This is a genomic window from Campylobacter sp. MIT 21-1684 (assembly GCF_026241315.1).
GTDB lineage: Bacteria > Campylobacterota > Campylobacteria > Campylobacterales > Campylobacteraceae > Campylobacter_D.
In genome coordinates this window covers 42,506-63,726 of sequence record NZ_JAPHNA010000011.1, presented here as the reverse complement: position 1 = coordinate 63,726, position 21,221 = coordinate 42,506, and the positions used below count along the sequence as shown (strand labels likewise).

Below are 21,221 nucleotides of genomic sequence, written 5' to 3'. Positions count from 1 at the left end.
TAATCTTTTTGCTAAATCCTTTTGTATAAATAAATCTCTATAAGCACTACTATCTTGTTTAAGAAAATATTTTCTTGATCTCTTAAAAAGTTTCAATGTATTTTTAGCTTCAAATATAGTTTTTTTGTCTGCCATTGATAATAAAACCTTAGCAAGTTTAATAGTTAAATCTAAGAGTTTTTAGGCTGCATAGTTCGATAACGATTAAGCATAGCACTCATACCTTTCACAGTTGTAAGAACTCCTGCAATGAGATGCCTAAAGTTGAAGCATCTTGTATAACTTCTCCAAGATACATATCTTTTGTTTGTCTTTAGAGAGCTACTTCTTTAAAGCCAAGAGAAATTTTTTCCATTTGTTAAATGAATGACTGCAAAACCTTCACGTATAAATTCTTCTAAAGAAGAATGTTGTACTATTAATATTGTTTTTAATTGTGTGTAAATTCTACATGGTTTTAACTGAAAATCTTTTAGAAAAATAGACCAAATTTGCAAGCAAAATACAAAAACTCATTACTAATGCAAGCGGAACAGGAGTGTTAGCATTTATAAATCCAACTGTAAAGGAAACAATGCCAGCTAAAGCAAATTGAGTTGTACCGAGTACAGCAGAAGCTGTACCTGAATGTTGTTTAAACCTTGCCATTGCTAAACTTGTTGTATTTGGTGCAATGAAACCAAGCATAGCAATGCTAAGAAAAAGTGAGCTTTCAAAAAGCCAAAAATTCGGGTAAAAGAAAGCATTTATCAAGAGTATAAGTACAGAACAAAGCATTATTATTAAAGAACACGCAAGGACTTTTTCACTTTCAATTATTTGTACCAATTTAGAATTAATGTTTGCACACAAAACAAAACCTAAAGCATTTAATCCAAAAAGCAAACCAAAGTGTTGTTCGCTCAGAGAGAAAAATTGCGTGAAAACAAAGCTTGAACCTGTAATGTAAGCAAACATACCAGCTAGCGCAAAACCCGCTGAAAAGATATAAAGAATAAAGTCTTTGTCCTTGAGAACGAGTTTATAAATTCGTATTGTTTCTTGATAGGAAAATTGGCATTTTTCAATTTTAGTTGCCGTTTCTTTGAGTCCAAAAAGTATCATTAAGAAAAGTAGTAAGCCCAAGATAAAAAGTGTTGTAAAGATGCTATGCCAAGAAAAATATTTTAGCAAAAAACCACCAAAAGTTGGTGAAAGCATAGGAGCAAGAGAACTAAAAATCATCATTAAGGCAAAGATTTTAACTGATTCTTTTACTTCAAACATATCATTAACTATCGCTCGTGCGATAACTATGCCGGCACAGCCACCTAGTGCTTCAAAGAATCTCAAAAGAATAAAAAAGTAAATATTGTCAATAATAATACATAGAAAACTTGAGAGTATGAAGAGAAAAACTCCTATTAAAACAGGTTTTTTTCGTCCAAATATGTCGCTCAAAGGTCCATAAATAAGTTGTCCTAACGCAAATGCTGCAAAAAAGCTTGCTAAAGAAAGTTGTGTTAAAAAAGAATTTGTTTTAAAACTTTGTTCCACGCTAGAGAGCGCCGGTAAGTACATATCAGTTGAAAGAGGAGCTATGCTTGACATTAAAGCTAAAATAAAAACGAGTTTAAGTTTGTGAAAACCTTGAATGCTTTTTTGTGTTTGCATTTATAATCCTAATTATTTCATTCAAATTATACCAGAGTTTTTATTTAAATTATGGTAAAGTTTACAAAACAACACAAGGAAAATTATGTCAAATTCAAGCGAACAAATTTTTTGTCCAAATTGCCAAATTTCTATCGATATAAGTAAAGTTTTATACAATCAAATCTTTATAAAAACAAATGCAGAATTTTTAAAACAAAAACAAGAGTTTGAAAAAGAAATGCAAATAAAAAAACAAAAACAGGAACAATTTGAGATTGAACTTCAAAAACAAAAACAGGAACAAGAAAAAATTATAGCATATCAGGTGAATGAAAAGCTTTCTATGGAAAGGCAAAATTTAGAAAAAGAGCTTTTTTTGGAAAAACAAAACTTTCAAAAGGAATTTGAAAGGAAATTTTTAAATGAGCACGAAAATGAGAAAAAAGTAATGCAAGAAGAATTAATAAAGAAAAGTGAAGAGCTAGGACAACTTTTGGGTTTGAAAGCCGAAAATGAGAGGTTGAAGAGAGAGCAAAAAGAAAATGAAGAGAGAATAAAATTTGAAGCCAAACAACAAGCCTTGAAAGAATTTGAACAAACCCAACTTCAAAAATTTGAACTTCAAAAACAACAGATAGAATTTGAATTTGAAAGTAAAAAGAATGAGGATGAATTAAAATTTAAACAATTACAACTTCAATTCCATAATGTTTGCAAAGAACTTGAGAAAGCAAAAGAAAAGGCAGATCAAGTCTCCCAGCAGCTTCAAGGTGAAATTGGAGAACTTATTATTGAAGAATATTTAAAAAAAGAATTTGTGAGTGATTTGGTACAAGAAGTTCCAAAAGGGACAAAAGGGGCTGATTGCTTACACAGTGTTTATAATTCTTTTGGTGTTCTGTGCGGAAATATTTTATATGAGAGTAAACGTACAAAGGAATTTAAAAAAGAATGGATTGAGAAATTAAAACTTGATCTTCTTCACTCAAGATGTGATATGGCTGTACTTGTTACAAAAACAATGCCTAGGGACAATGAAAAAACTCATTTTAAAGATGGAATACTTGTCTGTAATTTTAAGGATTTTAAAAATGTAGTTTATGTTTTGAGGGAGATGATGTTTGCCATTTACAAAGTACAAAGTGCTTCATACAATAAAGAACAAAAAAATCATATTCTATACGAGTATCTCAATTCCCAAGAATTTAGCATACAAATGTCTCTTTTGTTAAATACATATAAAACGATGAGAGAGGAGTTAGAGGCTGAGATGAGAGCCGTGCAAAATATTTGGAAAAAAAGACAAAAACAACTTGAAAGTTTGAGTTCTAGTTCAAATTCTATTGTAACTTCGTTAAATCTTATTTTTAATGATTTAAATGGCAAAACGCTTATCGGCGAAGATGCTATGAAGCAGCTTGAAAATTTAAGTAAAGATGAAGAAAATAAGCTGTAATTTACTTTTTTTTCAATACAATCATATTCAGCGAAACGCAAGCAAGATGAAGGACTGCTATGATAATGCCTTTTAGTGACGAAGAACTTATTAATCCTGTGAAAGCGAGTTTGGAGAAAAGTATTCCGTTTTTAGAAAGAGATGGAGGCGGACTTGAATTTTTGGGAATTAAAAATGGGGTAGTTTATGTACATTTAATAGGTGCGTGTAAAGGGTGTTCTTCAAGTGGAACAACTCTTAAATATGGACTTGAAAGACAATTAAAAATAGATATTCATCCTGAAATTACTCTTATTAATTTAGATGGCGGGGCAGACGAATTTGCAAAATTATAAAAAATTAGGCATAGAGTATTTTTATAAAGGGAATTTTTCATTAGCAAAAATGTATTTTTCTTTAGCTTATGAAAGACGAAAAAATAAACGCTTACTCCATTTTATAAGCTTGTGTGATTTAGCACAAAAAAATCCTAAAGAAGCTTTCTTACTTTTTGAATTTTATTTGGCTCATTACTCTACGCGTGATATTGATAAAGATTTTGAGCAAATTTTACATTCGATTGAACTGAAAGAAGGAGCAAAACAACAGAGCGAGTTTGAGGATGGTTATGCCCTAAACTATAAAGATTTTTTGAAAAGTGAAGAATTAATTGGCTTTGAAAAAAGCTTTGAAAATGTGATTTTCGGTGGTAAATTAGTGATTGATAAAAGAGAGGATTGCTTAGAATTTTTAGAGAAGCTCTTTGAAAATGGTTATGAAGAAATGGCTTTGAGTTATATGGAAAGTGTTGCTGTACATTTTTGGGCAAATGAGCGTTTTATAAGACTTCAAGAGCGTTTAATGGGGCATAAAAATGAAAGTAAATCTTAATAATGATACTTTTATTACTGACAATTCTTTAGAGTGTGAAAAAGATTGTTTTTTCTTATGTACAACACAGAATATGCCTTTTTATGAACAAGCACTTTGCAACGGGGCAAAAGCTATCGATTCAAAACAATGTAAAAAGCTTTTGGGAATTAATGAGAAAATAAAAATTATAGGCATTACAGGTACAAATGGTAAAACAACAACTGCTGCAGCAGTATATTCTTTTTTACTTGATTTGGGTTATAGTTGTGGTTTGTGTGGTACGAGGGGAGCCTTTGTTAATGAAAAACAAATTGCTCAAAAAAGCCTTACTACTGCTCCGCTTTTACAGACTTTAACATATTTGCAAGAAGCAAGCAGAAAGAATTGTGAATTTTTTGTAATGGAAGTGAGTTCGCACGGTTTGGCTCAAAACCGTATAGAAAGTTTAGAATTTGCAGCAAAAATTTTTACAAATCTTAGCCAAGATCATTTAGATTTTCACGGTAGTTTTGAAGAGTATAAGGCAGTTAAACAAAGCTTTTTTACTGATGAGAGTATGAAATTTATTAATAAAGACGGTGCAGCTTTTGCATTTAATGTCAAAAATGCTTTTACTTATGGGATTGAGCAAACAGCTTTGTATCATATCAAAGCCTATTCTCTTGAAGATGGTATCTGTGCTGTCGTAATGGCAAAACAACAGAGTTTTCATATTGATTCTCAACTTGTAGGACTTTTCAATCTTTACAATCTTTTAGCTGCCGCAGCTTGTGTTAATGAGCTTGTTAAACCTGAACGCAAAGCTTTGGAAAAAGCTATAAGTAGTTTTGGTGGTGTTTGCGGAAGGGTTGAAAAAGTAGCCAATGGGGTGATTGTTGATTTTGCGCATACGCCTGATGGTATAGAAAAAGTACTTGAGGCTTTAAAAAATAAAAAACTTATCGTTGTTTTTGGAGCTGGAGGCGACAGAGATAAAACGAAAAGGGCTTTGATGGGTTCTATTGTCGAACATTATACAACAAGAGCTATTATCACAAGTGATAATCCGCGAAATGAAAAGCCAAGTGATATTATAAGCCAAATTTTAGAAGGTTTTAAAGATAAAACGAAGCCTTTATGTATAGAGGATAGAAAAGAGGCTATATGGAAAGCTTTAGAACTTAAAAATGAAGATGATTTGGTTCTTATTTTAGGTAAAGGTGATGAGCAATATCAAGAAATTTTGGGTGTTAAGTACCCTTTTAGCGATAAGTTAGCTGTACAAGAATTTTACAATCAAGGATAGTGAATGTTTGAAAATATAGATTTTTCTAAAATGGGAGAACTTTTAAATCAGGTTCAAGAAAAAGCTAAGAATCTAGATTCTGAGTTAGCAAAATGTGAATTTAATGCTAAGAGTGGCGGAGGGCTTATCAAAGTAAGTGCTAATGGCAAAGGTGAAATCATCGATATACACATCGATGATTCTTTACTTGATGACAAACAAACTTTACAGATTCTGCTTATTTCCGCTCTTAATGATGTCTTGACTTTGGTTTTGCAGAATCGCAACAGTATAGCAAGCGATGTTTTAGGAGGGATAAAACTATGAAAAAAGTTTTTCTTTTGTGTGCTTTTTGTGTTGTAGTTTGGAGTATTGAAAGACCGCAGTTTGAAGATTTTGCGGCAGGGTATGAAAGAAATAAGGCAAGTATTTTAACTTATGAGGGTATGCAAGGTTTTGCTTTGAGTGAAAATTTGCTTGCTGTGATTAAGTCAAATAATGCAAAGTTGAACAAATATGTTAAATATGATCCTTATTTGAATCTCTATCTTGTAAGAACAGATTTTTCACTTATTCCTACTCCTATGGCTGATGAAGAAAAACTTACCCGAAATGATTGGGTAGGAATTTGGGATCCTGTAAAGCCATATATAGGGCATATTAAATATTTAGCGCAAAATATTGATGAGAAGGACCGGCTTGATTTTGTGACAAAGATCGGACTGTTGGGAGAACCTTGTTGCAATATGCTTGGTATTAGTCTTGAAAATGGAGCTTTTATAGGGAATCGTTATTTAAAACATTTTATGAAATATAATGATGTTTATTGGGGTGATGTTGGTGTTGATTTTGCTGTGCGTGAAAATAAAATTTATGTAAGTAAAGTGCGAAAAAATGGTCAATTTTTAATTAATGATGAAATAACCGGACTTGATGGGCAAGCTGTGAAAGACCTTAGAAAACTGAATGAAAAGATCCTTTTTGCAGACCGTGGCAGTACTTTGTATTTTAATGTGTTAAGAGATAATAATGATTTAAACATTTCTGCCCAAGTTTTTGAGAAAGATTTAACACATTTTAAACTTCCCGATAACAAGCCAAAACCACCTCCGACGAGTTTTAGTAATTCTTTAGGCTTTACAATTAATTCTGCCTTATTTATAACAAAAATAAATCCTAATTCTAAAGCCAGTGCAGCAGGTTTTATGGTCGGTGATAAAATTTTGCGAGTCAATGAACAAATACCTGCAGATTTTAAAATTTTACAGGATATTTTTGCTAAAGGCAATGATTTTAATGTTTTAATCGAGAGGAAAAGCGATAAGCTACCTCTCTTTAATTTTAACAATGATTTAGGCAGTACGAATAATACTAGCGACGGGAAATTTCAATTTTTCATAAGGCTTACAAAGTGAAAGAACGTTTTGCTAAGCATTTAGAGCAAAACTTACCAAAAGTGAAAAGTTTTCATCCTTTCTTCAATCAAGCCCTTGCTGCAATGTTTTTAGCAGGAGGAAAGCATTTTAGAGCACAACTTTTACTTTGTGTGGTTGAGTGTAAAGCCTCTGAACTTTTAGACCAAGCTTTAGACGTTGCTTTGGCTGTAGAATTTATTCATACGTATTCACTTATTCACGATGATTTACCAGCTATGGACAATGCTGATTTAAGACGAGGTATTCCAACTTTACATAAAAATTATGATGAAGCTACTGCTATTTTGGTTGGAGATGCTCTTAATACACAAGCATTTTTTTTGCTTTCGAATTTAAATTTAAAACCGCAAATTATTGTAAATTTAGTGCGAACTTTAGCTTATAATGCAGGACTTAATGGTATGGTCATAGGACAAGCTCTTGATTGTCATTTTGAAAAAAAGAAACTTGACATAGACCAGATTCAATTTTTGCATACTCATAAAACAGCAAAACTTATCGCTGCAAGTTTAAAAATGGGATGTGAGCTTTGTGAGGTTGAAGAAAAGCAAAGTCAGGCTTTGTATAATTTTGGTTTAAAAATTGGGCTTTTATTTCAAATTAATGATGATATAAATGATGCTACCAATATCCAAGCCCAAAGTGGCAAACCGACACAACACGATGTTGATAAGAATTCTTTTGTGAATTTATTAGGATTAGAGCAAGCATACGAATATAAATACAATTTATTTAATGAATGTAAAGAAAATTTATATCAATTTGATGAAAAACTTGCAAAGATGATCGGGGATTTATTGCAACAGTATCTATAAAGGAATATAATGGAGATATTAGAACAACAGGCAAATACTTTACGATTTTTAAGTGCTGATATGATAGAAAAAGCAAAATCAGGACATCCCGGTGCTTCTTTAGGTTTAGCTGATATTCTAACAATTTTAAGCCTCCATCTAAGACATAATCCTAAAAATCCTACTTGGCTTAATCGCGACAGGCTTATTTTTTCAGGAGGACACGCAAGTGCTTTGTTGTATAGTTTTTTATATCTGAGTGCTTATGATATAAGTTTAGAGGATTTGAAGAAATTTAGACAGCTTCATTCTAAAACGCCCGGACATCCTGAAATTACTACCTGTGGTGTAGAGATTGCAACAGGACCTTTAGGGCAAGGAGTTGCAAATGCTGTAGGTTTTGCAATGGCAGCAAAAAAAGCTCAAGCTTTCTTAGGAGATGAACTTATTAATCATAAAGTTTATTGTTTTTGTGGAGATGGAGATTTGCAAGAGGGCATTTCTTATGAGGCGTGTTCTTTAGCTGGACTCCATAAACTCGATTCGCTTGTTCTTATTTATGATAGTAATGATATTTCAATAGAAGGCGATATCAGTCTCGCTTTTAATGAAAATGTAAAGGCTCGTTTCCAAGCGCAAGGTTTTGAAGTACAAGAGATAGATGGACATAATTATAAGGCTATTGACAAGGCTTTTTCGCAAACAAAAGAAACGACAAAACCAAGTCTTATTATCGCAAAAACATTAATTGCAAAAGGAGCTTTAGAGCTTGAGGGAAGTCATAAGAGCCACGGAGCACCTTTAGGCGAGGATTTAATCAAAAGGGCGAAAGAAAAAGCAGGTTTTAATGCTAATGAGAATTTTATTGTTCCAAATGAAGTAAAAATTCGTTTTGAAAGTGCAGTTGAACTTGGGGATTTGGAAGAAGCGAAATGGAAAGATTTGCTTGAAAAATCAGGTAAAAAAGAGCTTTTAAAAAGACTTATAGAACCTGATTTTACACAGCTTTCTTTTCCTGATTTTACAGGTAAAGATTTGGCTACAAGAGAAAGCAATGGAGAAATCATCAATGTTTTAGCCGATAAATTAGAAGGTTTTTTAGGAGGGAGTGCAGATTTAGCCCCTTCAAATAAAACAGAACTGAATAGTTTCGGGGATTTTAGTAAAGGAAAAAATATCCATTTTGGTGTAAGAGAACACGCTATGGCAGCGATAAATAATGCTTTTGCGAGATACGGCTTATTCCTTCCTTTTTCAGCCACTTTTTTTGTTTTTAGTGAATACTTAAAACCAGCAGCGAGAATGGCTGCTTTGATGAAATTGAAACATTTTTTTATTTTTACTCACGACAGTATAGGTGTTGGTGAAGATGGTCCAACACACCAGCCCATAGAACAATTAAGCACTTTTAGAGCTATGCCAAATTTCTTAACTTTTAGACCTGCTGATGGGGTAGAAAATGTTAAAGCGTGGCAAATCGCTTTACAGAATCAAGGGCCAAGTGCTTTTGTGTTATCACGTCAAAAACTCCGGGCTTTAAATTCAAGTATTTTTGGCGATGTTTGTAACGGAGCCTATTTGCTGAAAGAAAGTGAAAATCCAAAATACAGTTTGCTTGCAAGTGGAAGTGAGGTAAGTCTTTGTTTGCAAGTAGCACAAGAACTTGAAAAACAAGATATAGCTTGTAATGTTATTTCTATGCCTTGTTTTGAGCTTTTTGAACAACAAAGTAAGGAATATAAAAACAGAATACTTCAAGGTAAGGTTATAGGCGTAGAAGCTGCACGTTCAAATGAACTTTATAAATTTTGTGATGAACTGTACGGGATAGAAAATTTTGGAGAGAGTGGAAAAGATAAGGATGTATTTGAATACTTTGGTTTTAGTGTAGTCAAATTACTTGATTTTGTATTAAAAAGCTAGAAGTATGAATGCTCAATTCAAATTGCATACTCAAGTTGATGAAGACAGACTTGAAATTTTTGGAGTTTGGGATAAAACTAGTGTAGGACAAAAAAGTGCAAAAGAAATCATTTCTCAACTTTCAAGTAAAAAGCTTTTTTTAGATTTTAGACACTTACAGGATATTGACACAGCCGGAGTAAGATTTTTCCTTGCTTTGGAGTATGATTTAAAACTCCGTAATATTTCTATTCAAAGATTGTTTTTGCATTCTCGTTTCCAAGCGCTTTTTGAGCTCTGTGAAAAAAATTATAAAAGAATTGACACAGCTTTTAAGCAAAAAAAGAATTTCAAGGAATCGATAAATGAATTGACCTTTAGAACTTATATTGATATTTTAAAACAATTTATTTCTTTTGTTGGTGCCTTTTTTTTGACTTTTTTAGCTTGTATAAAAAATCCTCGTCGTTTTCGTTTTATTTCTTTTGTATATCATATCGAAAATTCTGCTTTTAAAGCTCTTCTTATTGTGGGTTTGACAGCGCTTTTAGTAGGGATTGTTTTGGCTTATCAGGCAGCGTATCAGCTTTCACAATTTGGAGCAAATATTTTTATTGTTGATTTGATGGGAATTTCTGCCACGAGAGAGTTAGCACCTTTGATAAGTGCTATTATAATAGCTGGAAGAAGTGCAAGTGCTTATACCGCACAAATTGGTGTAATGAAAATTACTGATGAAATAGCTGCTATGAATACTATGGGTTTTTCTTCTTTTGATTTTATTATTCTCCCACGTGTAATGGCTTTAGTTGTATCTATGCCTTTGATTGTTGTTGTAAGTGATGCTCTTAGTATCGTAGGAGGAATGATTGTTGCAAAGATAAGTCTTGATATTAGTTTTGAGGAATTTTTACGACGATTTAAAGAAGCTGTAGATATAACACATATTTTTATAGGATTAGCAAAGGCTCCAATTTTTGGTTTATTGATAGGTTTGATAGCGTGTTTTAGAGGTTTTGAAGTGAAAAATACAACTCAAAGTGTAGGTACATTTACAACAAAAAGCGTTGTGAATGCTATATTTTGGGTTATAGCTTTTGATGCACTTTTTTCTGTAATGCTTACTCAAGCAGGTTTGTAAGATGGTTATCAAAGCAGAAAATATTACAACTCGTTTTGGCGATAAAGTCATTCACGATAATATAAGTTTTATTGTAAAAGAGAATGAAATCTTTGGAATTTTAGGAGCAAGTGGAAGTGGGAAGTCTGTACTTTTAAAACAAATGTTGCTTTTAGAACATTTTGATAAAGGAGAATATGAAATTTTAGGTTTTAAATTAAGAAATATCAATCAAAAGGATGCTATGATTTTATGTAGGCAATGGGGTGTTGTTTTTCAATTTGCCGCTTTATTTAGCTTTCTTTCTGTTTATGAAAACATAGCCTTTCCTTTAAAAGAGTATACAAAACTTAGCGATGAAGCTATTGCTGAAATAGTGAGAATAAAGCTTAGAATGGTAGGACTTGATGAAAAAGTTTTAGAGTACAGTCCAAGTCAATTAAGCGGAGGTATGCAAAAAAGGGTAGCTATGGCACGTGCTTTAGCTCTTGATAGTAGATTGCTGTTTTTAGATGAACCAAGTTCGGGGCTTGATCCTTACAGTTCTCGAGAATTTGATGAGTTGATACTTTCTTTAAAACATAGTTTCAATTTGAATGTTGTTTTAGTTACACACGACAAAGAAAGTATGAAGACTGTACTTGAGAGATTTTTAATTATAGATGATAAAAAAGTGGCATTTTGCGGTACATATGAGGAATTAAAAATACAAAATGAAAGACTTTTTAAAAGGTTTATGGAGTGATTTATGGAAAACAAGGCAAATTATTTTTTTGTAGGAATATTTGTTTTTGGAGTCTTTTTTGCTAGTGTAGTTTTTATTTTTTGGTTTGGTGGATACTCGCAAAGAGCAGATTTTGAATACTATAAAATTCGCACAAAAGATTCTGTTTCGGGATTAAGTTTAAAAGCTCCAGTGAGACTTTTAGGGGTTGAGGTTGGAAGTGTTGAAAAGATAAATATAGCTTTAAGTGATGATTTGGAAGTTGATATACTTATTAAAGTAGAAAAAGACACGCCTATCAAAGAAGACACGGTGGCAACTTTGGAGCTTCAGGGTATTACAGGATTGAAATTTATCCAGCTTCAAGGTGGATCTAAAGAAGCAAGAAAACTTAGTGAGCTTTCAAAGGATTCAATCCCTGTTATACAATTTAAAGAGAGTTTTTTAACGGCTATTAATAAACAAAGTGAGCATATTTTTTCTCTTGTTAAAACTGCCGATGATAAAACAAAAGAGCTTTTAAGTGAAAAAAATTTAAAAAATTTTGAAGTGCTTTTGCATAATTTGGCTCAAATAAGCACTGATTTTAAAGCCCATTCTAAAATTTTAAATGAAAATATAAATACCTTAACCCTAAAACTTGCAATGGCAACAGATGAATTTATAAATACAACAAAAAATGTGAATTTTATGCTTAGAAATTTGGATACAGCAACCTCGAATTTTTCTTCTTTTTTTAAAAAAGCCAACTCAAAATTTGAAGCTTATGATGAGCTTCGTTCTTCTTTAAGTCAAAATTTGCAACTCTTACAAATTTTGCTTTTAGAGGGCAATAGAGTACTTGTGAGTTTGCAAAGAAGTCCTTCTGATATTTTTTTTAAAGCAAATAAAGCAAAAAATGCTCCTGGAGAATAATATGAAAGTGGTCTTAAAAAGTAGTTTCGCGGTTGCGGTTTTATTTTTCAGCGCGTGTTCTTTTCAAAATCAAGCTATTGATACAACACAATTTTTTTTGTTGCAAAGTAATTATAAAAACTTTCAGAGAGATTTTAAGCCTACACATAAAATTCTTAAGATTGCAACTTTGAATCCGCCTTTGTATTTGAATACCAAAAATATTATTTATACAGAGAAGCAGCGAATGAATGCTTATGCATCTCATTTTTGGGCTGATACTCCAAGCAATCTGTATCGTTTTTTATTGCTGCAAAAATTTGATCAGAGCAAGATTTTTAAAGCTGTTGTAACTCAAGAAAGTTCGGTTGAATCTGATTTTCTTTTAGAGAGTAGGGTAAATGCTTTTGAGCAGTATATAAACGGAAAACAAAATTATGCTTTTATTTCTGTGAGTGTTAATTTACTTGACGGCAAAAAGAAAGGTTTTGTGGCATATAAAAATTTTCTTTTGAAAGAAAATATTGCCCATTTAAATCCTACAAGCGTGTTTGAAGCTTTTGAAAAAGCTTCAAATATATTGGCAGATGAAATAGTTTTATGGGTGGCTTGTGTGTTGGAAGAAAAATAGGAACGATTTTTGCTTTCTTAATTGAAAGTTTCATTAAGAAAGGTGAAAAAATGAACAATGAACTAGACATATTGAAAAAACATTTTGGAGAAATTCAAGGTGTGAGTGAATTTAAAGCTACTCAGCTGTGCTCCCAGATTAATGATATTAATGATTTTGTCGGTGCTTTGCAAGTTTTAGAACTGACTTTAAAAAAAATTCATCAGAGCCTTAGTGAGCGGATTCTTGGCACAAAGCTTGATGATATGCAAAAAAGAAGTATCGATGCAAGTGTTTCACAGCTTATACAAAATTGTTCTTTTATGGGTACTGCTTTGTTTGGAAATATTTTTAATGTTTATGCAGGAAAAGAGCTTTTTGAATTTGAGATCGCAAACCCTCTCTTTATACTTGAAAAAAATGGTTTTGAAGGTGTCGTAGCTTATATTGAAGATAAAAGAGAAGAGATAGTTGCGATTTTATCTAAAATAGCAGAAGCACTTCTTCAAAATGAAAGTGCAAATAATGCGAATATGTATAGCGAAGGAATAGATTATACTAAACTTTTTAGTTTGTAGAATTTAATCAAAACTTGAAAGATCCCAATTTATAGGTTCTTTGCCTAATTTTTTTAATAGGGCATTTGTTTTTGAAAAGTGAGAGCATCCTAAAAAACCTGTTTTGGCAAGTGGGCTAGGATGGGCTGCTTCTAAGATAAAATGTTTATTTGTATCGATAAAAGCAGCTTTGCTTTTTGCGAAATTTCCCCAAAGTAGAAAAATCAAACCTTGTTTGGCAGCGCTTAATTTTGCTATTACGGAGTTAGTAAATTCTTGCCAACCCCAAGTACTATGACTTGCTGCTTTGTTAGCTTCAACACTTAATACAGCATTTAAAAGTAAAACTCCTTGTTTTGCCCAGGGAGTTAAATCTCCATTTTTATGAGGAGTAATGCCTAAATCATTATGAAGTTCTTTGTAGATATTTAAAAGACTTGGTGGAATTGTAACATTTTTAGGAACAGAAAAGCTTAATCCCATAGCTTGATTTGGTTGATGGTAAGGGTCTTGTCCTAAAAGCACAACTTTGAGAGTATCTAAAGGAGTAAGATTGAAGGCATTAAAAATAAGTTTTGAAGGTGGATAAATCACAGCACCTTGATCGCGGGCTTTTATATAGTGTTTTTTAAGATCTAGAAAATAAGTTTTATTGAATTCTTCTTCTAAAAATTCTTTCCAATCTTCATTCATTTTGACATCTTCTTTTTTGATTGTGATTTCTTTCATAGTGTTTTCCTTGTACGTTTGTATTGTACTCTAAAGGTTCTTAAAAGAAAGCAAAAGTTTTGATTAACTTCTTATTAATTGTAAAAGAATATCTTTGATTTTTTTGCAAAGTTTAAAAAAGGGGTATTAAATGGGAAAAAGAAAAGAGCACGATTTTATAGGTGAGCTTGAAATTTCTGATGAAGTGTATTATGGAATACAAACCTTTAGAGCGGTTGAAAATTTTGATATTTCTCACGTAAGATTGAAAGATTTTCCTCGTTTTATTCGTGCTTTTGCAAGAGTAAAAAAAGCAGCAGCTATGGCAAATTATGAGCTTGGTTTGCTTGATAAGAATTTGCAAGATGTCATCATAAAAGCTTGTGATATGATTTTGCAAGGCGGGTACTATGAACACTTTGTGGTTGATATGATACAAGGTGGGGCTGGAACAAGTACAAATATGAATGCTAATGAAGTTATTGCTAATATAGGATTAGAGCTTCTTGGATATAAGAAAGGTGAGTATCAATACCTTCATCCAAATGATCATGTTAATCTCTCTCAAAGTACAAATGATGCCTACCCAACAGCTCTGAGAATGGCTTTGTATGATTATTTGAGCGATTTAGCAAAGGCTATGGAGTATTTGCAAAAAGCTTATGAGAGAAAAGCGCTTGAATTTAAAGATATTATTAAAATGGGAAGAACTCAACTTCAAGATGCTGTACCTATGACTTTAGGACGCGAATTTCAAACCTTTGCTGTGATGATAGCTGAAGATATACAAAGGGTTTTGGGAGCAAGAAAACTTGTTCTTGAGATTAATCTAGGTGGAACAGCCATAGGAACAGGGATAAATTCTCATCCTGATTATCCAAAAACTGTGGAGAGAAAACTGCGAGAAGTAACTGGACATAATTTTAGCGTAGCTAAAGATTTAATAGAAGCTACTCAAGATACAGGAGCGTATGTGCAAATTAGCGGAGTACTCAAAAGGGTAGCAACAAAACTCTCTAAAGTTTGTAATGATTTACGACTCTTAAGCTCTGGTCCAAAATGTGGTTTTAATGAAATTAACCTTCCTAAGATGCAGCCGGGAAGTTCTATAATGCCCGGAAAAGTAAATCCTGTAATTCCAGAAGTTGTCAATCAGGTGTGTTACTGTGTTATTGGTGCTGATGTTACTATAACCTTTGCAAGTGAAGGTGGGCAGCTTCAGCTCAATGTTTTTGAGCCTGTTATAGCGTATAATCTTTTTAATTCTATTGTTATGCTTGAAAAAGCTCTGCACACATTAGCTGATAAGTGTATAGATGGTATTAGTGCAAATGAAAAAGTGTGTTCTGATTTTGTTTATAATTCAATAGGTATAGTTACAGCACTTAATCCTTATATAGGTTATGAGAATTCAGCTTCTATTGCTAAAGAATCGATGGCTTCAGGCAAAAAAGTTTCTGATATAGTTCTTGAAAGAGGACTGTTGAGTAAAGAGCAAATTGATGAGCTTTTAAGTCCCACTTCTATGCTCAATCCTCATATGTCTAAGATTTCAATAAAAAATCAACTTTCCAAAAAAAATACATAGTTAGAGTTTATAAAAGAATAGAGATGAGAGTTGTATTGCTTCTTTATCTTCCTTTTTTGTTTCTTGCCTGCACTAATAATCAATTACAAAATGAGAATTTTGACAAAGCTTTGCTGTATAAACTTTGTCAAGAGGATTTTTTACAACAAAAGAAATCAAAAAAACCAGAGAATGATAGCATTTATTTAGGTTTAAATGTTGCTTTAATAGCAAGAAATTGTGGTGATTTTGTTAGAAGCAATGCTTTGTTAGACAAAGTTGAAGAATCATACAAATATGAGGTAGATTTAGAAAATTTGACTACGAAAAGTGCAAAATTAATACTGAAGACTTTCATTAATGAAAATATTTTTGCTTATCAAGGTTCTTTGTATGAAAGGATTATGGTAAATATTTACAAGGCATTAAATTTTATGAATTTGAATGATTTTACAAATGCGAGAGTCGAAATCAATAGGGCTTTGATGCGTCAAGAAAAGGCTAAAGAATATTTTGCAAAAGAAATAGCCTTAAGTCGTGAAAAATTTGATGAGCTTAAAAGAGATTCAGGTTATCTCAATGAGAATTTTCAAAATCTTTCACAACAGTATGCATCTTTATTTAGGGAATTTCATACAAGCGAGAATTTTATAAATGGCTATGCAAGTTATATTGCTTCTGTGTTTTTCTTTTTAGAAAGAGAATATAAAAGATCAGCTGATTTGCTCAAAGAGCTTGTTTTTGCCCATCCTGAGAATGTAGAATTACAAAAAGAATTTCAAATTTTTGAAAAAAGAGCAAATGCTATAAATGGAGACGATAAAGAAAAATATATTTTTTTAATCTATGAAAATGGTTTGGGTGTTGTAAAAGATTCTTTTGAGCTTACTTTGCCTTTTTTGATTGATGGAAAAATTATTCCTTTGAGTGTAGCTTTACAAACTTTAAAAAAACGAGAAGGGTCTTTTGAATTTTTAGATATTAATGGTATTCTTACAACGCAAATTGTCAATTTAGATGATGTGGTTGCAACGGAATTCCAACTTACTCTCTTGACGATGATTACAAAAGCTTTCATTCAGACTTTAACAAAGGCTTCGCTGAATTTTTTCGTAGCTAACAGTGATTCGAATGGGGCTTTGTTTAACTTTATGGGTGTATTGGCAACAGTGCTGACAAATAAAAGTGATGTACGTTCTTGGAGAGCTTTACCTCAAAGCATTTCAGTAGCAATGCTTAAGAATTCAAAAACCATAGTTCTTAAAAATCCACAAGGTCGTGAAATTTTTAATACAGAACTTGATGAAAAGAAAAATGCTCTTATTATAGTGCGTTCTTTTTCGCCTTTTTCACCTTTGAATGTAAGTATTATCCAAAAGTAGGAATGATAATGAAATCTTATTTGTACGTGTTTTTATAAGATAAAATCTCAATATAGTGTATAAAACCTATGAAAGATTTTCAAAAACGATTTCAATTTTTAAAGGAGAAGAAATGAAGTACACAATTTATCTCATATCTATCGTCGCAGTTTTTTTCTTGAATGCTTGTATGCAAAATGTTTATACCGATGGTAAAGCAAGTCAAACAAAACAAGGTAAAGCATTAACTTTAGGGCTTGATAGAGAGGATTTTGAAAAGACTGCCGAAATAATGATACAAAGTATGTTAAGCGATCCTGCTTTTTCTACTATTCAAAGAAAAGTTGTTGCCATAGGCAGAGTGGTCAATGATACTCCACAAAGAATTGACACAGAAAAGCTTACAGCAAAAATTACTCAAGCTCTAAGAAAATCCGGTAAATTTATCCTTACTTCAGCTGTTAGTGCAGGTGGAGCTCTTGATAGTATGAGCGAACAAATAAGGCAGTTGCGAGAGAATGAAGAATTTGATCAAAATACAAATGCAAAACAAGGGAGTTTGGTGTTGCCCGATTTTTCTTTAGCAGGCAAGATTAGGCAGGACACGGCAAAACTTTCCAAGGGGACAATTCAAGTAGAATACTTTTTTTTATTAAGACTTACTGACTTAAATACCGGACTTGTATTGTGGGAGGAAGAGCAAACTATTGATAAAACAGGTTCTGCTAAATCAGTTACTTGGTAAAAAGTTTTTAGAAAAACTTTAACAAAAAATTAAAGAAAATTTCTGTACAATCAAAGTTTTTTATAGCCACTAAAGCTTTCAAATCCATTTCAAGGTGCTTTATGGTAACTTACCAAATCAAGGAAAAAGCAATGTATGCTATTTTTAAACACAGCGGAAAGCAGTATAGAGTCAGTGTTGGCGATGAGCTTAAACTTGATCGTTTTGAAGCTGAAAATAAATCGAGTATAGAAATAAGCCAAGTGCTTGTGCTCAATGATAAGGACTTAAAGGTAGGTACGCCTTTTATAGAAGGCGCAAAAGTTGTCTTAGAGGTGATAGCTCACGGAAAAGACAAAAAGGTTATTATTTTTAAAAAGAGACGTAGAAAAGATTCAAAACTCAAACGTGGTTTTAGAAGACAATTTACACGTGTTAAAGTTACAAGTATCAAAGCTTAAGGAGTACAAATGGCACACAAAAAAGGTCAGGGTTCAACTCAGAATAATCGCGATTCTATAGGTCGACGTTTAGGAGTGAAAAAATTTGGCGGTGAATTTGTCCGAGCAGGAAATATCATTATTCGTCAAAGAGGTACAAGCACTCACGCAGGTAATAATGTAGGTATGGGAAAAGATCACACTCTTTTTGCTCTTATTGACGGTTTTGTGAAATTTGAAAGGAAAGATAAAGACAGAAAAAAAGTTTCTGTTTATCCTGCCTAATCATAAAAAGACTTAAGTCTTTTTATGATTTTACAACTGCTTTTACTTTTTTTAATTCCATTTCATAGTTTTAGTTATTGCAAAAATAAGAGAATGTAAAAATTACAGTTATCTTTAATGAGAGTTTAATGCTATATCAAATCAGAGTGTTATGAATTTCTTTAAAAACAGCTATGAAAAAAGAATTTTGTGGTATTAGTATCATTGTAACTCTTTTTAGTACAGTAGTTTATAATTTTGGAAACTGTTTGAGGTAAGAGATGTTTATTGACAGTATAAAGCTTGTATTACAATCCGGAGATGGCGGTAAAGGTGCTGTGAGTTTTCGTCGTGAAAAACACGTGCCCTTAGGTGGTCCTGATGGCGGAGATGGCGGAGATGGCGGAGATATATATTTTATTTGCGATAATAATACACACACTTTAGCTCATTTTAAAGGTAAAAAAATACTTTGCGCAGGGAATGGTTGTGACGGGACAGGTCGCAATAAAAAAGGCAAAAGAGGTATAAATTTAGAACTTGTTGTTCCGCAGGGTACACAAATCATCGATTCTCAAAGTGGCGAACTTCTGCTTGATCTGACAAAAAAAGGACAAAAGGAGTTGTTTTTAAAAGGTGGCAAAGGAGGACTTGGAAATACGCATTTTAAAAATTCTATAAATCAAAGACCTGAGTACGCTCAAACAGGGTTAAAAGGTGTAAATAAAGAGGTACGTTTAGAGCTTAAACTTATTGCTGATGTAGGTTTAGTTGGTTTTCCAAACGCAGGAAAATCGACACTTATTTCTGTGCTTTCTAATGCAAAACCTGAAATTGCAGATTATGAATTTACAACACTTACACCAAAACTTGGGTTAGTTAATGTTGATGAGTATCATTCTTTTGTGATGGCTGATATACCGGGTATTATTGAGGGAGCTAGTGGAGGAAAGGGTCTTGGTTTGCAATTTTTAAAACATATAGAAAGGACAAGATTTTTGCTTTTTTTGCTTGATCCTTTAAGAGAGCAGAGTTTAAAACATCAGTTTCTTACCCTCTGCTTAGAATTAAAAAAATTTTCGCTCAATCTTGCACAAAGACCTTTTGGAGTAATGATTTCAAAAAGTGATGTGCGAAATTTTGGTGAGAATTTTGCAGATAAAATTCAGAAAGAGAGTTTGGAATTAAAAGAGTTTTTACAGGATCAGCAACGTTTTGTTTTAGCTGTTTCAAGTCTTGAAAAAACAGGACTGAATGAATTACAATTCAATCTTTTTAATGAATTACAACACATCAAAGTCTAAAATTAAAATCTCTTAGTATCCCCCTTCCCCGCATAGGGCTTGTATTGATTTTGTGATTGTGTTAAGCTTATTATTTATTATTGATAAAAAGGAGAAAAAATGGCTTGTTTTACAGCAGTTATCCCAGAACTTGCCTTAGTGTATGTTATAAAAAAGAAAGTAGAGAAAAAAGAGGCTTTAGAAAATAAAGCTCATACTATTGCTTTAAGCACAAAACTTTCTTGGCTTATTACTATGCTTTGGGGAGGTGTATTCCTTCTTTGTATTGAACATCTTTGGCACGGTGAAATTGTCCCGTGGTTTCCTTTTTTAACAGCGATGCAAAATCCCCAAGACACACAGGCTATGTTTGTAGAGATTCTTACTATAGGAACTTGTATAGATTTGTTTATTCCTTTAGTTTGGTTTGTAGCTTGTTTTCTGATAGAAAAAGCTAATTATAAGCAAACAAGATACGGAGCATAATTATGTGTTTAATGCTTACAACCTTAGCTGGAGTAATTTCAGCTTTATTGTGGTATTTTAAAGATGAAAAAAATATTTACAGACTAGGAACACTTGCTTTAATGTATTTTGGTGCATCGTTAATGTGGTTTGTCGATTCTTGCTTTGCTTTAAGCAAAGGCGAAGCTTTTTTAGATTTGACTGTTGATGATGTTCTACTTGGTTTTGTGATTATAACTTGTGGGCTTTTGATTTATTTTATAATTGTAGTTTTTAAGGGTCCTAAAAGAATTTTTCAATCTCCTCAATAAAACTTTTATTATTAAGGCTTTTATCTCTATTTTAAGTAAAATTGCTTATAATCAAAGTCTTAGATTAAGGACAGGATATGCAAAAAATAGTTGTAAAAGTCGGTTCTCATATCATTAGTGAAAATCATACCATTAGCGAACAAAGAGTGAAGAATCTAGTTGATTTTCTTGTGCTTTTAATGCAAAAGTACAAGGTCATTTTAGTTTCTTCTGCTGCGATTTCTACCGGGCAAACAAAAATCAATTTAAATCGGGATACTCTTGTAAATAAACAAGTTTTAGCTGCTATTGGACAGCCTTTTTTGATGGGAATTTACAATCATTTTCTTGCTAAAGCAGGAAAGCTCGGTGCGCAAATTTTACTTACAGCAAAAAATTTTGATTCTAGAAAAGCAACAAAGCTTGCTAAAAATACCATTGAAGCTATACTTCAACAAGGAATTTTGCCTATTATTAATGAAAATGATGTTGTTGATACAGGAGAGATTATTTTTGGAGACAATGATTCGCTTTCTGCTTATGCAACTCATTTTTTTGAAGCAGATTTACTTATGATTTTGAGCGATATTGACGGTTTTTATGATAAAAATCCTAGTGAATTTAAAAATGCAAAGCTCATTCGAAAAGTTCATTGTATTAAAGAAGAATGGCTAAAATTTGAATTAAAAACAGGCAGTGAGCACGGTACCGGAGGAATCATTACCAAACTTAAGGCAGCGCAATTTTTACTTGAAAATGGAAAGAGAATGTTTTTAACAAGCGGTTTTGATTTAGCCGTTGCTAAGGCTTTTTTGCTTGAAGGCAAACAGCTTGGGGGAACTGTATTTGAAGCTTGATTTTTTTTAAGATAGCTT

At 32.3% G+C, this 21,221-nt stretch carries 24 protein-coding genes; 22 read left to right on the top strand and 2 right to left on the bottom strand.

Features of this window, described 5'->3' with window-relative positions:
* Nucleotides 1–447: 447 nt before the first annotated feature.
* Nucleotides 448–1,653 (bottom strand): multidrug effflux MFS transporter, encoded by a 1,206-nt coding sequence (locus tag OQH62_RS05745; protein ID WP_266015093.1) that lies wholly within the window; start codon nucleotides 1,651–1,653, stop codon nucleotides 448–450.
* Nucleotides 1,654–1,738: 85 nt separating this feature from the next.
* On the opposite strand from OQH62_RS05745, the gene OQH62_RS05740 reads away from it, so the two are divergent.
* From OQH62_RS05740 to OQH62_RS05680, 13 genes are all read left to right on the top strand, one after another.
* Nucleotides 1,739–3,091, top strand: coding sequence for a DUF2130 domain-containing protein (locus OQH62_RS05740; RefSeq protein ID WP_266015088.1), 1,353 nt, complete (start codon nucleotides 1,739–1,741; stop codon nucleotides 3,089–3,091).
* 62 nt (nucleotides 3,092–3,153) lie between these two features.
* Nucleotides 3,154–3,426 (top strand): NifU family protein, encoded by a 273-nt coding sequence (locus OQH62_RS05735; RefSeq protein WP_266015099.1) that lies wholly within the window; start codon nucleotides 3,154–3,156, stop codon nucleotides 3,424–3,426.
* On the top strand, nucleotides 3,413–3,961 hold the full coding sequence (locus OQH62_RS05730) for a histidine kinase (RefSeq protein ID WP_266015085.1): 549 nt from the start codon (nucleotides 3,413–3,415) through the stop codon (nucleotides 3,959–3,961). The genes OQH62_RS05735 and OQH62_RS05730 overlap by 14 nt, the downstream gene beginning before the upstream one ends.
* Nucleotides 3,945–5,228 (top strand): UDP-N-acetylmuramoyl-L-alanyl-D-glutamate--2,6-diaminopimelate ligase, encoded by a 1,284-nt coding sequence (locus OQH62_RS05725; protein ID WP_266015083.1) that lies wholly within the window; start codon nucleotides 3,945–3,947, stop codon nucleotides 5,226–5,228. The genes OQH62_RS05730 and OQH62_RS05725 overlap by 17 nt, the downstream gene beginning before the upstream one ends.
* Nucleotides 5,229–5,231: 3 nt before the next feature.
* Nucleotides 5,232–5,534, top strand: coding sequence for a YbaB/EbfC family nucleoid-associated protein (locus OQH62_RS05720; RefSeq protein WP_266015080.1), 303 nt, complete (start codon nucleotides 5,232–5,234; stop codon nucleotides 5,532–5,534).
* Complete coding sequence (locus OQH62_RS05715; RefSeq protein ID WP_266015077.1) at nucleotides 5,531–6,622, top strand: PDZ domain-containing protein; 1,092 nt, start codon at nucleotides 5,531–5,533, stop codon at nucleotides 6,620–6,622. The genes OQH62_RS05720 and OQH62_RS05715 overlap by 4 nt, the downstream gene beginning before the upstream one ends.
* Nucleotides 6,619–7,458: a polyprenyl synthetase family protein gene (locus tag OQH62_RS05710; protein ID WP_266015073.1), complete on the top strand. Its 840-nt coding sequence runs from the start codon at nucleotides 6,619–6,621 to the stop codon at nucleotides 7,456–7,458. The genes OQH62_RS05715 and OQH62_RS05710 overlap by 4 nt, the downstream gene beginning before the upstream one ends.
* Nucleotides 7,459–7,467: 9 nt before the next feature.
* On the top strand, nucleotides 7,468–9,360 hold the full coding sequence (gene tkt / locus OQH62_RS05705) for a transketolase (RefSeq protein WP_266015071.1): 1,893 nt from the start codon (nucleotides 7,468–7,470) through the stop codon (nucleotides 9,358–9,360).
* 4 nt (nucleotides 9,361–9,364) lie between these two features.
* Nucleotides 9,365–10,480, top strand: coding sequence for an ABC transporter permease (locus tag OQH62_RS05700; protein ID WP_266015068.1), 1,116 nt, complete (start codon nucleotides 9,365–9,367; stop codon nucleotides 10,478–10,480).
* A 1-nt stretch (nucleotide 10,481) separates the two neighbouring features.
* The gene (locus OQH62_RS05695) at nucleotides 10,482–11,204 is read left to right on the top strand and encodes an ABC transporter ATP-binding protein (protein WP_266015065.1); all 723 of its coding nucleotides are present in this window, start codon (nucleotides 10,482–10,484) and stop codon (nucleotides 11,202–11,204) included.
* A 3-nt stretch (nucleotides 11,205–11,207) separates the two neighbouring features.
* The gene (locus OQH62_RS05690; protein ID WP_266015062.1) at nucleotides 11,208–12,098 is read left to right on the top strand and encodes an MlaD family protein; all 891 of its coding nucleotides are present in this window, start codon (nucleotides 11,208–11,210) and stop codon (nucleotides 12,096–12,098) included.
* 1 nt (nucleotide 12,099) lies between these two features.
* Nucleotides 12,100–12,708: an ABC-type transport auxiliary lipoprotein family protein gene (locus OQH62_RS05685; protein ID WP_266015059.1), complete on the top strand. Its 609-nt coding sequence runs from the start codon at nucleotides 12,100–12,102 to the stop codon at nucleotides 12,706–12,708.
* A 50-nt stretch (nucleotides 12,709–12,758) separates the two neighbouring features.
* On the top strand, nucleotides 12,759–13,265 hold the full coding sequence (locus tag OQH62_RS05680) for a flagellar FLiS export co-chaperone (protein ID WP_266015056.1): 507 nt from the start codon (nucleotides 12,759–12,761) through the stop codon (nucleotides 13,263–13,265).
* Between the two features lie 3 nt (nucleotides 13,266–13,268).
* On the opposite strand, the gene ung is transcribed toward OQH62_RS05680, so the two are convergent.
* Nucleotides 13,269–13,973, bottom strand: coding sequence for a uracil-DNA glycosylase (ung, locus tag OQH62_RS05675; protein WP_266015052.1), 705 nt, complete (start codon nucleotides 13,971–13,973; stop codon nucleotides 13,269–13,271).
* A 130-nt stretch (nucleotides 13,974–14,103) separates the two neighbouring features.
* Between ung and aspA the strand changes: the two genes are divergently transcribed.
* The 9 genes from aspA (at nucleotide 14,104) to proB (ending at nucleotide 21,203) form a co-directional block, all read left to right on the top strand.
* Nucleotides 14,104–15,540 carry an aspartate ammonia-lyase gene (gene aspA / locus OQH62_RS05670; RefSeq protein WP_266015049.1) on the top strand — a complete coding sequence of 479 codons (1,437 nt, stop codon included), beginning with the start codon at nucleotides 14,104–14,106 and terminating at the stop codon, nucleotides 15,538–15,540.
* Between the two features lie 17 nt (nucleotides 15,541–15,557).
* On the top strand, nucleotides 15,558–16,901 hold the full coding sequence (locus OQH62_RS05665; RefSeq protein WP_323670646.1) for a hypothetical protein: 1,344 nt from the start codon (nucleotides 15,558–15,560) through the stop codon (nucleotides 16,899–16,901).
* Nucleotides 16,902–17,013: 112 nt separating this feature from the next.
* A complete protein-coding gene (gene lpoB / locus OQH62_RS05660; protein ID WP_266015043.1) occupies nucleotides 17,014–17,625 on the top strand; it encodes a penicillin-binding protein activator LpoB in 612 nt (203 codons plus the stop codon).
* A gap of 131 nt (nucleotides 17,626–17,756) precedes the next feature.
* A complete protein-coding gene (gene rplU, locus OQH62_RS05655) occupies nucleotides 17,757–18,065 on the top strand; it encodes a 50S ribosomal protein L21 (RefSeq protein ID WP_266015096.1) in 309 nt (102 codons plus the stop codon).
* A 9-nt stretch (nucleotides 18,066–18,074) separates the two neighbouring features.
* Nucleotides 18,075–18,329 (top strand): 50S ribosomal protein L27, encoded by a 255-nt coding sequence (rpmA, locus tag OQH62_RS05650; protein ID WP_266015040.1) that lies wholly within the window; start codon nucleotides 18,075–18,077, stop codon nucleotides 18,327–18,329.
* Nucleotides 18,330–18,589: 260 nt separating this feature from the next.
* Nucleotides 18,590–19,612: a GTPase ObgE gene (gene obgE, locus OQH62_RS05645; protein ID WP_266015037.1), complete on the top strand. Its 1,023-nt coding sequence runs from the start codon at nucleotides 18,590–18,592 to the stop codon at nucleotides 19,610–19,612.
* A 99-nt stretch (nucleotides 19,613–19,711) separates the two neighbouring features.
* Nucleotides 19,712–20,077, top strand: a complete 366-nt coding sequence (locus OQH62_RS05640; RefSeq protein ID WP_266015034.1) for a hypothetical protein — start codon at nucleotides 19,712–19,714, stop codon at nucleotides 20,075–20,077.
* A gap of 2 nt (nucleotides 20,078–20,079) precedes the next feature.
* On the top strand, nucleotides 20,080–20,367 hold the full coding sequence (locus tag OQH62_RS05635) for a hypothetical protein (protein ID WP_266015031.1): 288 nt from the start codon (nucleotides 20,080–20,082) through the stop codon (nucleotides 20,365–20,367).
* A gap of 77 nt (nucleotides 20,368–20,444) precedes the next feature.
* Nucleotides 20,445–21,203 (top strand): glutamate 5-kinase, encoded by a 759-nt coding sequence (proB, locus tag OQH62_RS05630; RefSeq protein ID WP_266015028.1) that lies wholly within the window; start codon nucleotides 20,445–20,447, stop codon nucleotides 21,201–21,203.
* Nucleotides 21,204–21,221 lie beyond the last annotated feature (18 nt).

Coding starts and splice junctions, on each gene's coding strand:
- OQH62_RS05745 (WP_266015093.1), bottom strand. CDS start 1,653: ATGCAAACACAAAAAAGCATTCAAGGTTTTCACAAACTTAAACTCGTT.
- OQH62_RS05740 (WP_266015088.1), top strand. CDS start 1,739: ATGTCAAATTCAAGCGAACAAATTTTTTGTCCAAATTGCCAAATTTCT.
- OQH62_RS05725 (WP_266015083.1), top strand. CDS start 3,945: ATGAAAGTAAATCTTAATAATGATACTTTTATTACTGACAATTCTTTA.
- OQH62_RS05720 (WP_266015080.1), top strand. CDS start 5,232: ATGTTTGAAAATATAGATTTTTCTAAAATGGGAGAACTTTTAAATCAG.
- OQH62_RS05715 (WP_266015077.1), top strand. CDS start 5,531: ATGAAAAAAGTTTTTCTTTTGTGTGCTTTTTGTGTTGTAGTTTGGAGT.
- tkt (WP_266015071.1), top strand. CDS start 7,468: ATGGAGATATTAGAACAACAGGCAAATACTTTACGATTTTTAAGTGCT.
- OQH62_RS05700 (WP_266015068.1), top strand. CDS start 9,365: ATGAATGCTCAATTCAAATTGCATACTCAAGTTGATGAAGACAGACTT.
- OQH62_RS05695 (WP_266015065.1), top strand. CDS start 10,482: ATGGTTATCAAAGCAGAAAATATTACAACTCGTTTTGGCGATAAAGTC.
- OQH62_RS05690 (WP_266015062.1), top strand. CDS start 11,208: ATGGAAAACAAGGCAAATTATTTTTTTGTAGGAATATTTGTTTTTGGA.
- OQH62_RS05685 (WP_266015059.1), top strand. CDS start 12,100: ATGAAAGTGGTCTTAAAAAGTAGTTTCGCGGTTGCGGTTTTATTTTTC.
- OQH62_RS05680 (WP_266015056.1), top strand. CDS start 12,759: ATGAACAATGAACTAGACATATTGAAAAAACATTTTGGAGAAATTCAA.
- ung (WP_266015052.1), bottom strand. CDS start 13,973: ATGAAAGAAATCACAATCAAAAAAGAAGATGTCAAAATGAATGAAGAT.
- aspA (WP_266015049.1), top strand. CDS start 14,104: ATGGGAAAAAGAAAAGAGCACGATTTTATAGGTGAGCTTGAAATTTCT.
- lpoB (WP_266015043.1), top strand. CDS start 17,014: ATGAAGTACACAATTTATCTCATATCTATCGTCGCAGTTTTTTTCTTG.
- rplU (WP_266015096.1), top strand. CDS start 17,757: ATGTATGCTATTTTTAAACACAGCGGAAAGCAGTATAGAGTCAGTGTT.
- rpmA (WP_266015040.1), top strand. CDS start 18,075: ATGGCACACAAAAAAGGTCAGGGTTCAACTCAGAATAATCGCGATTCT.
- obgE (WP_266015037.1), top strand. CDS start 18,590: ATGTTTATTGACAGTATAAAGCTTGTATTACAATCCGGAGATGGCGGT.
- OQH62_RS05640 (WP_266015034.1), top strand. CDS start 19,712: ATGGCTTGTTTTACAGCAGTTATCCCAGAACTTGCCTTAGTGTATGTT.
- OQH62_RS05635 (WP_266015031.1), top strand. CDS start 20,080: ATGTGTTTAATGCTTACAACCTTAGCTGGAGTAATTTCAGCTTTATTG.
- proB (WP_266015028.1), top strand. CDS start 20,445: ATGCAAAAAATAGTTGTAAAAGTCGGTTCTCATATCATTAGTGAAAAT.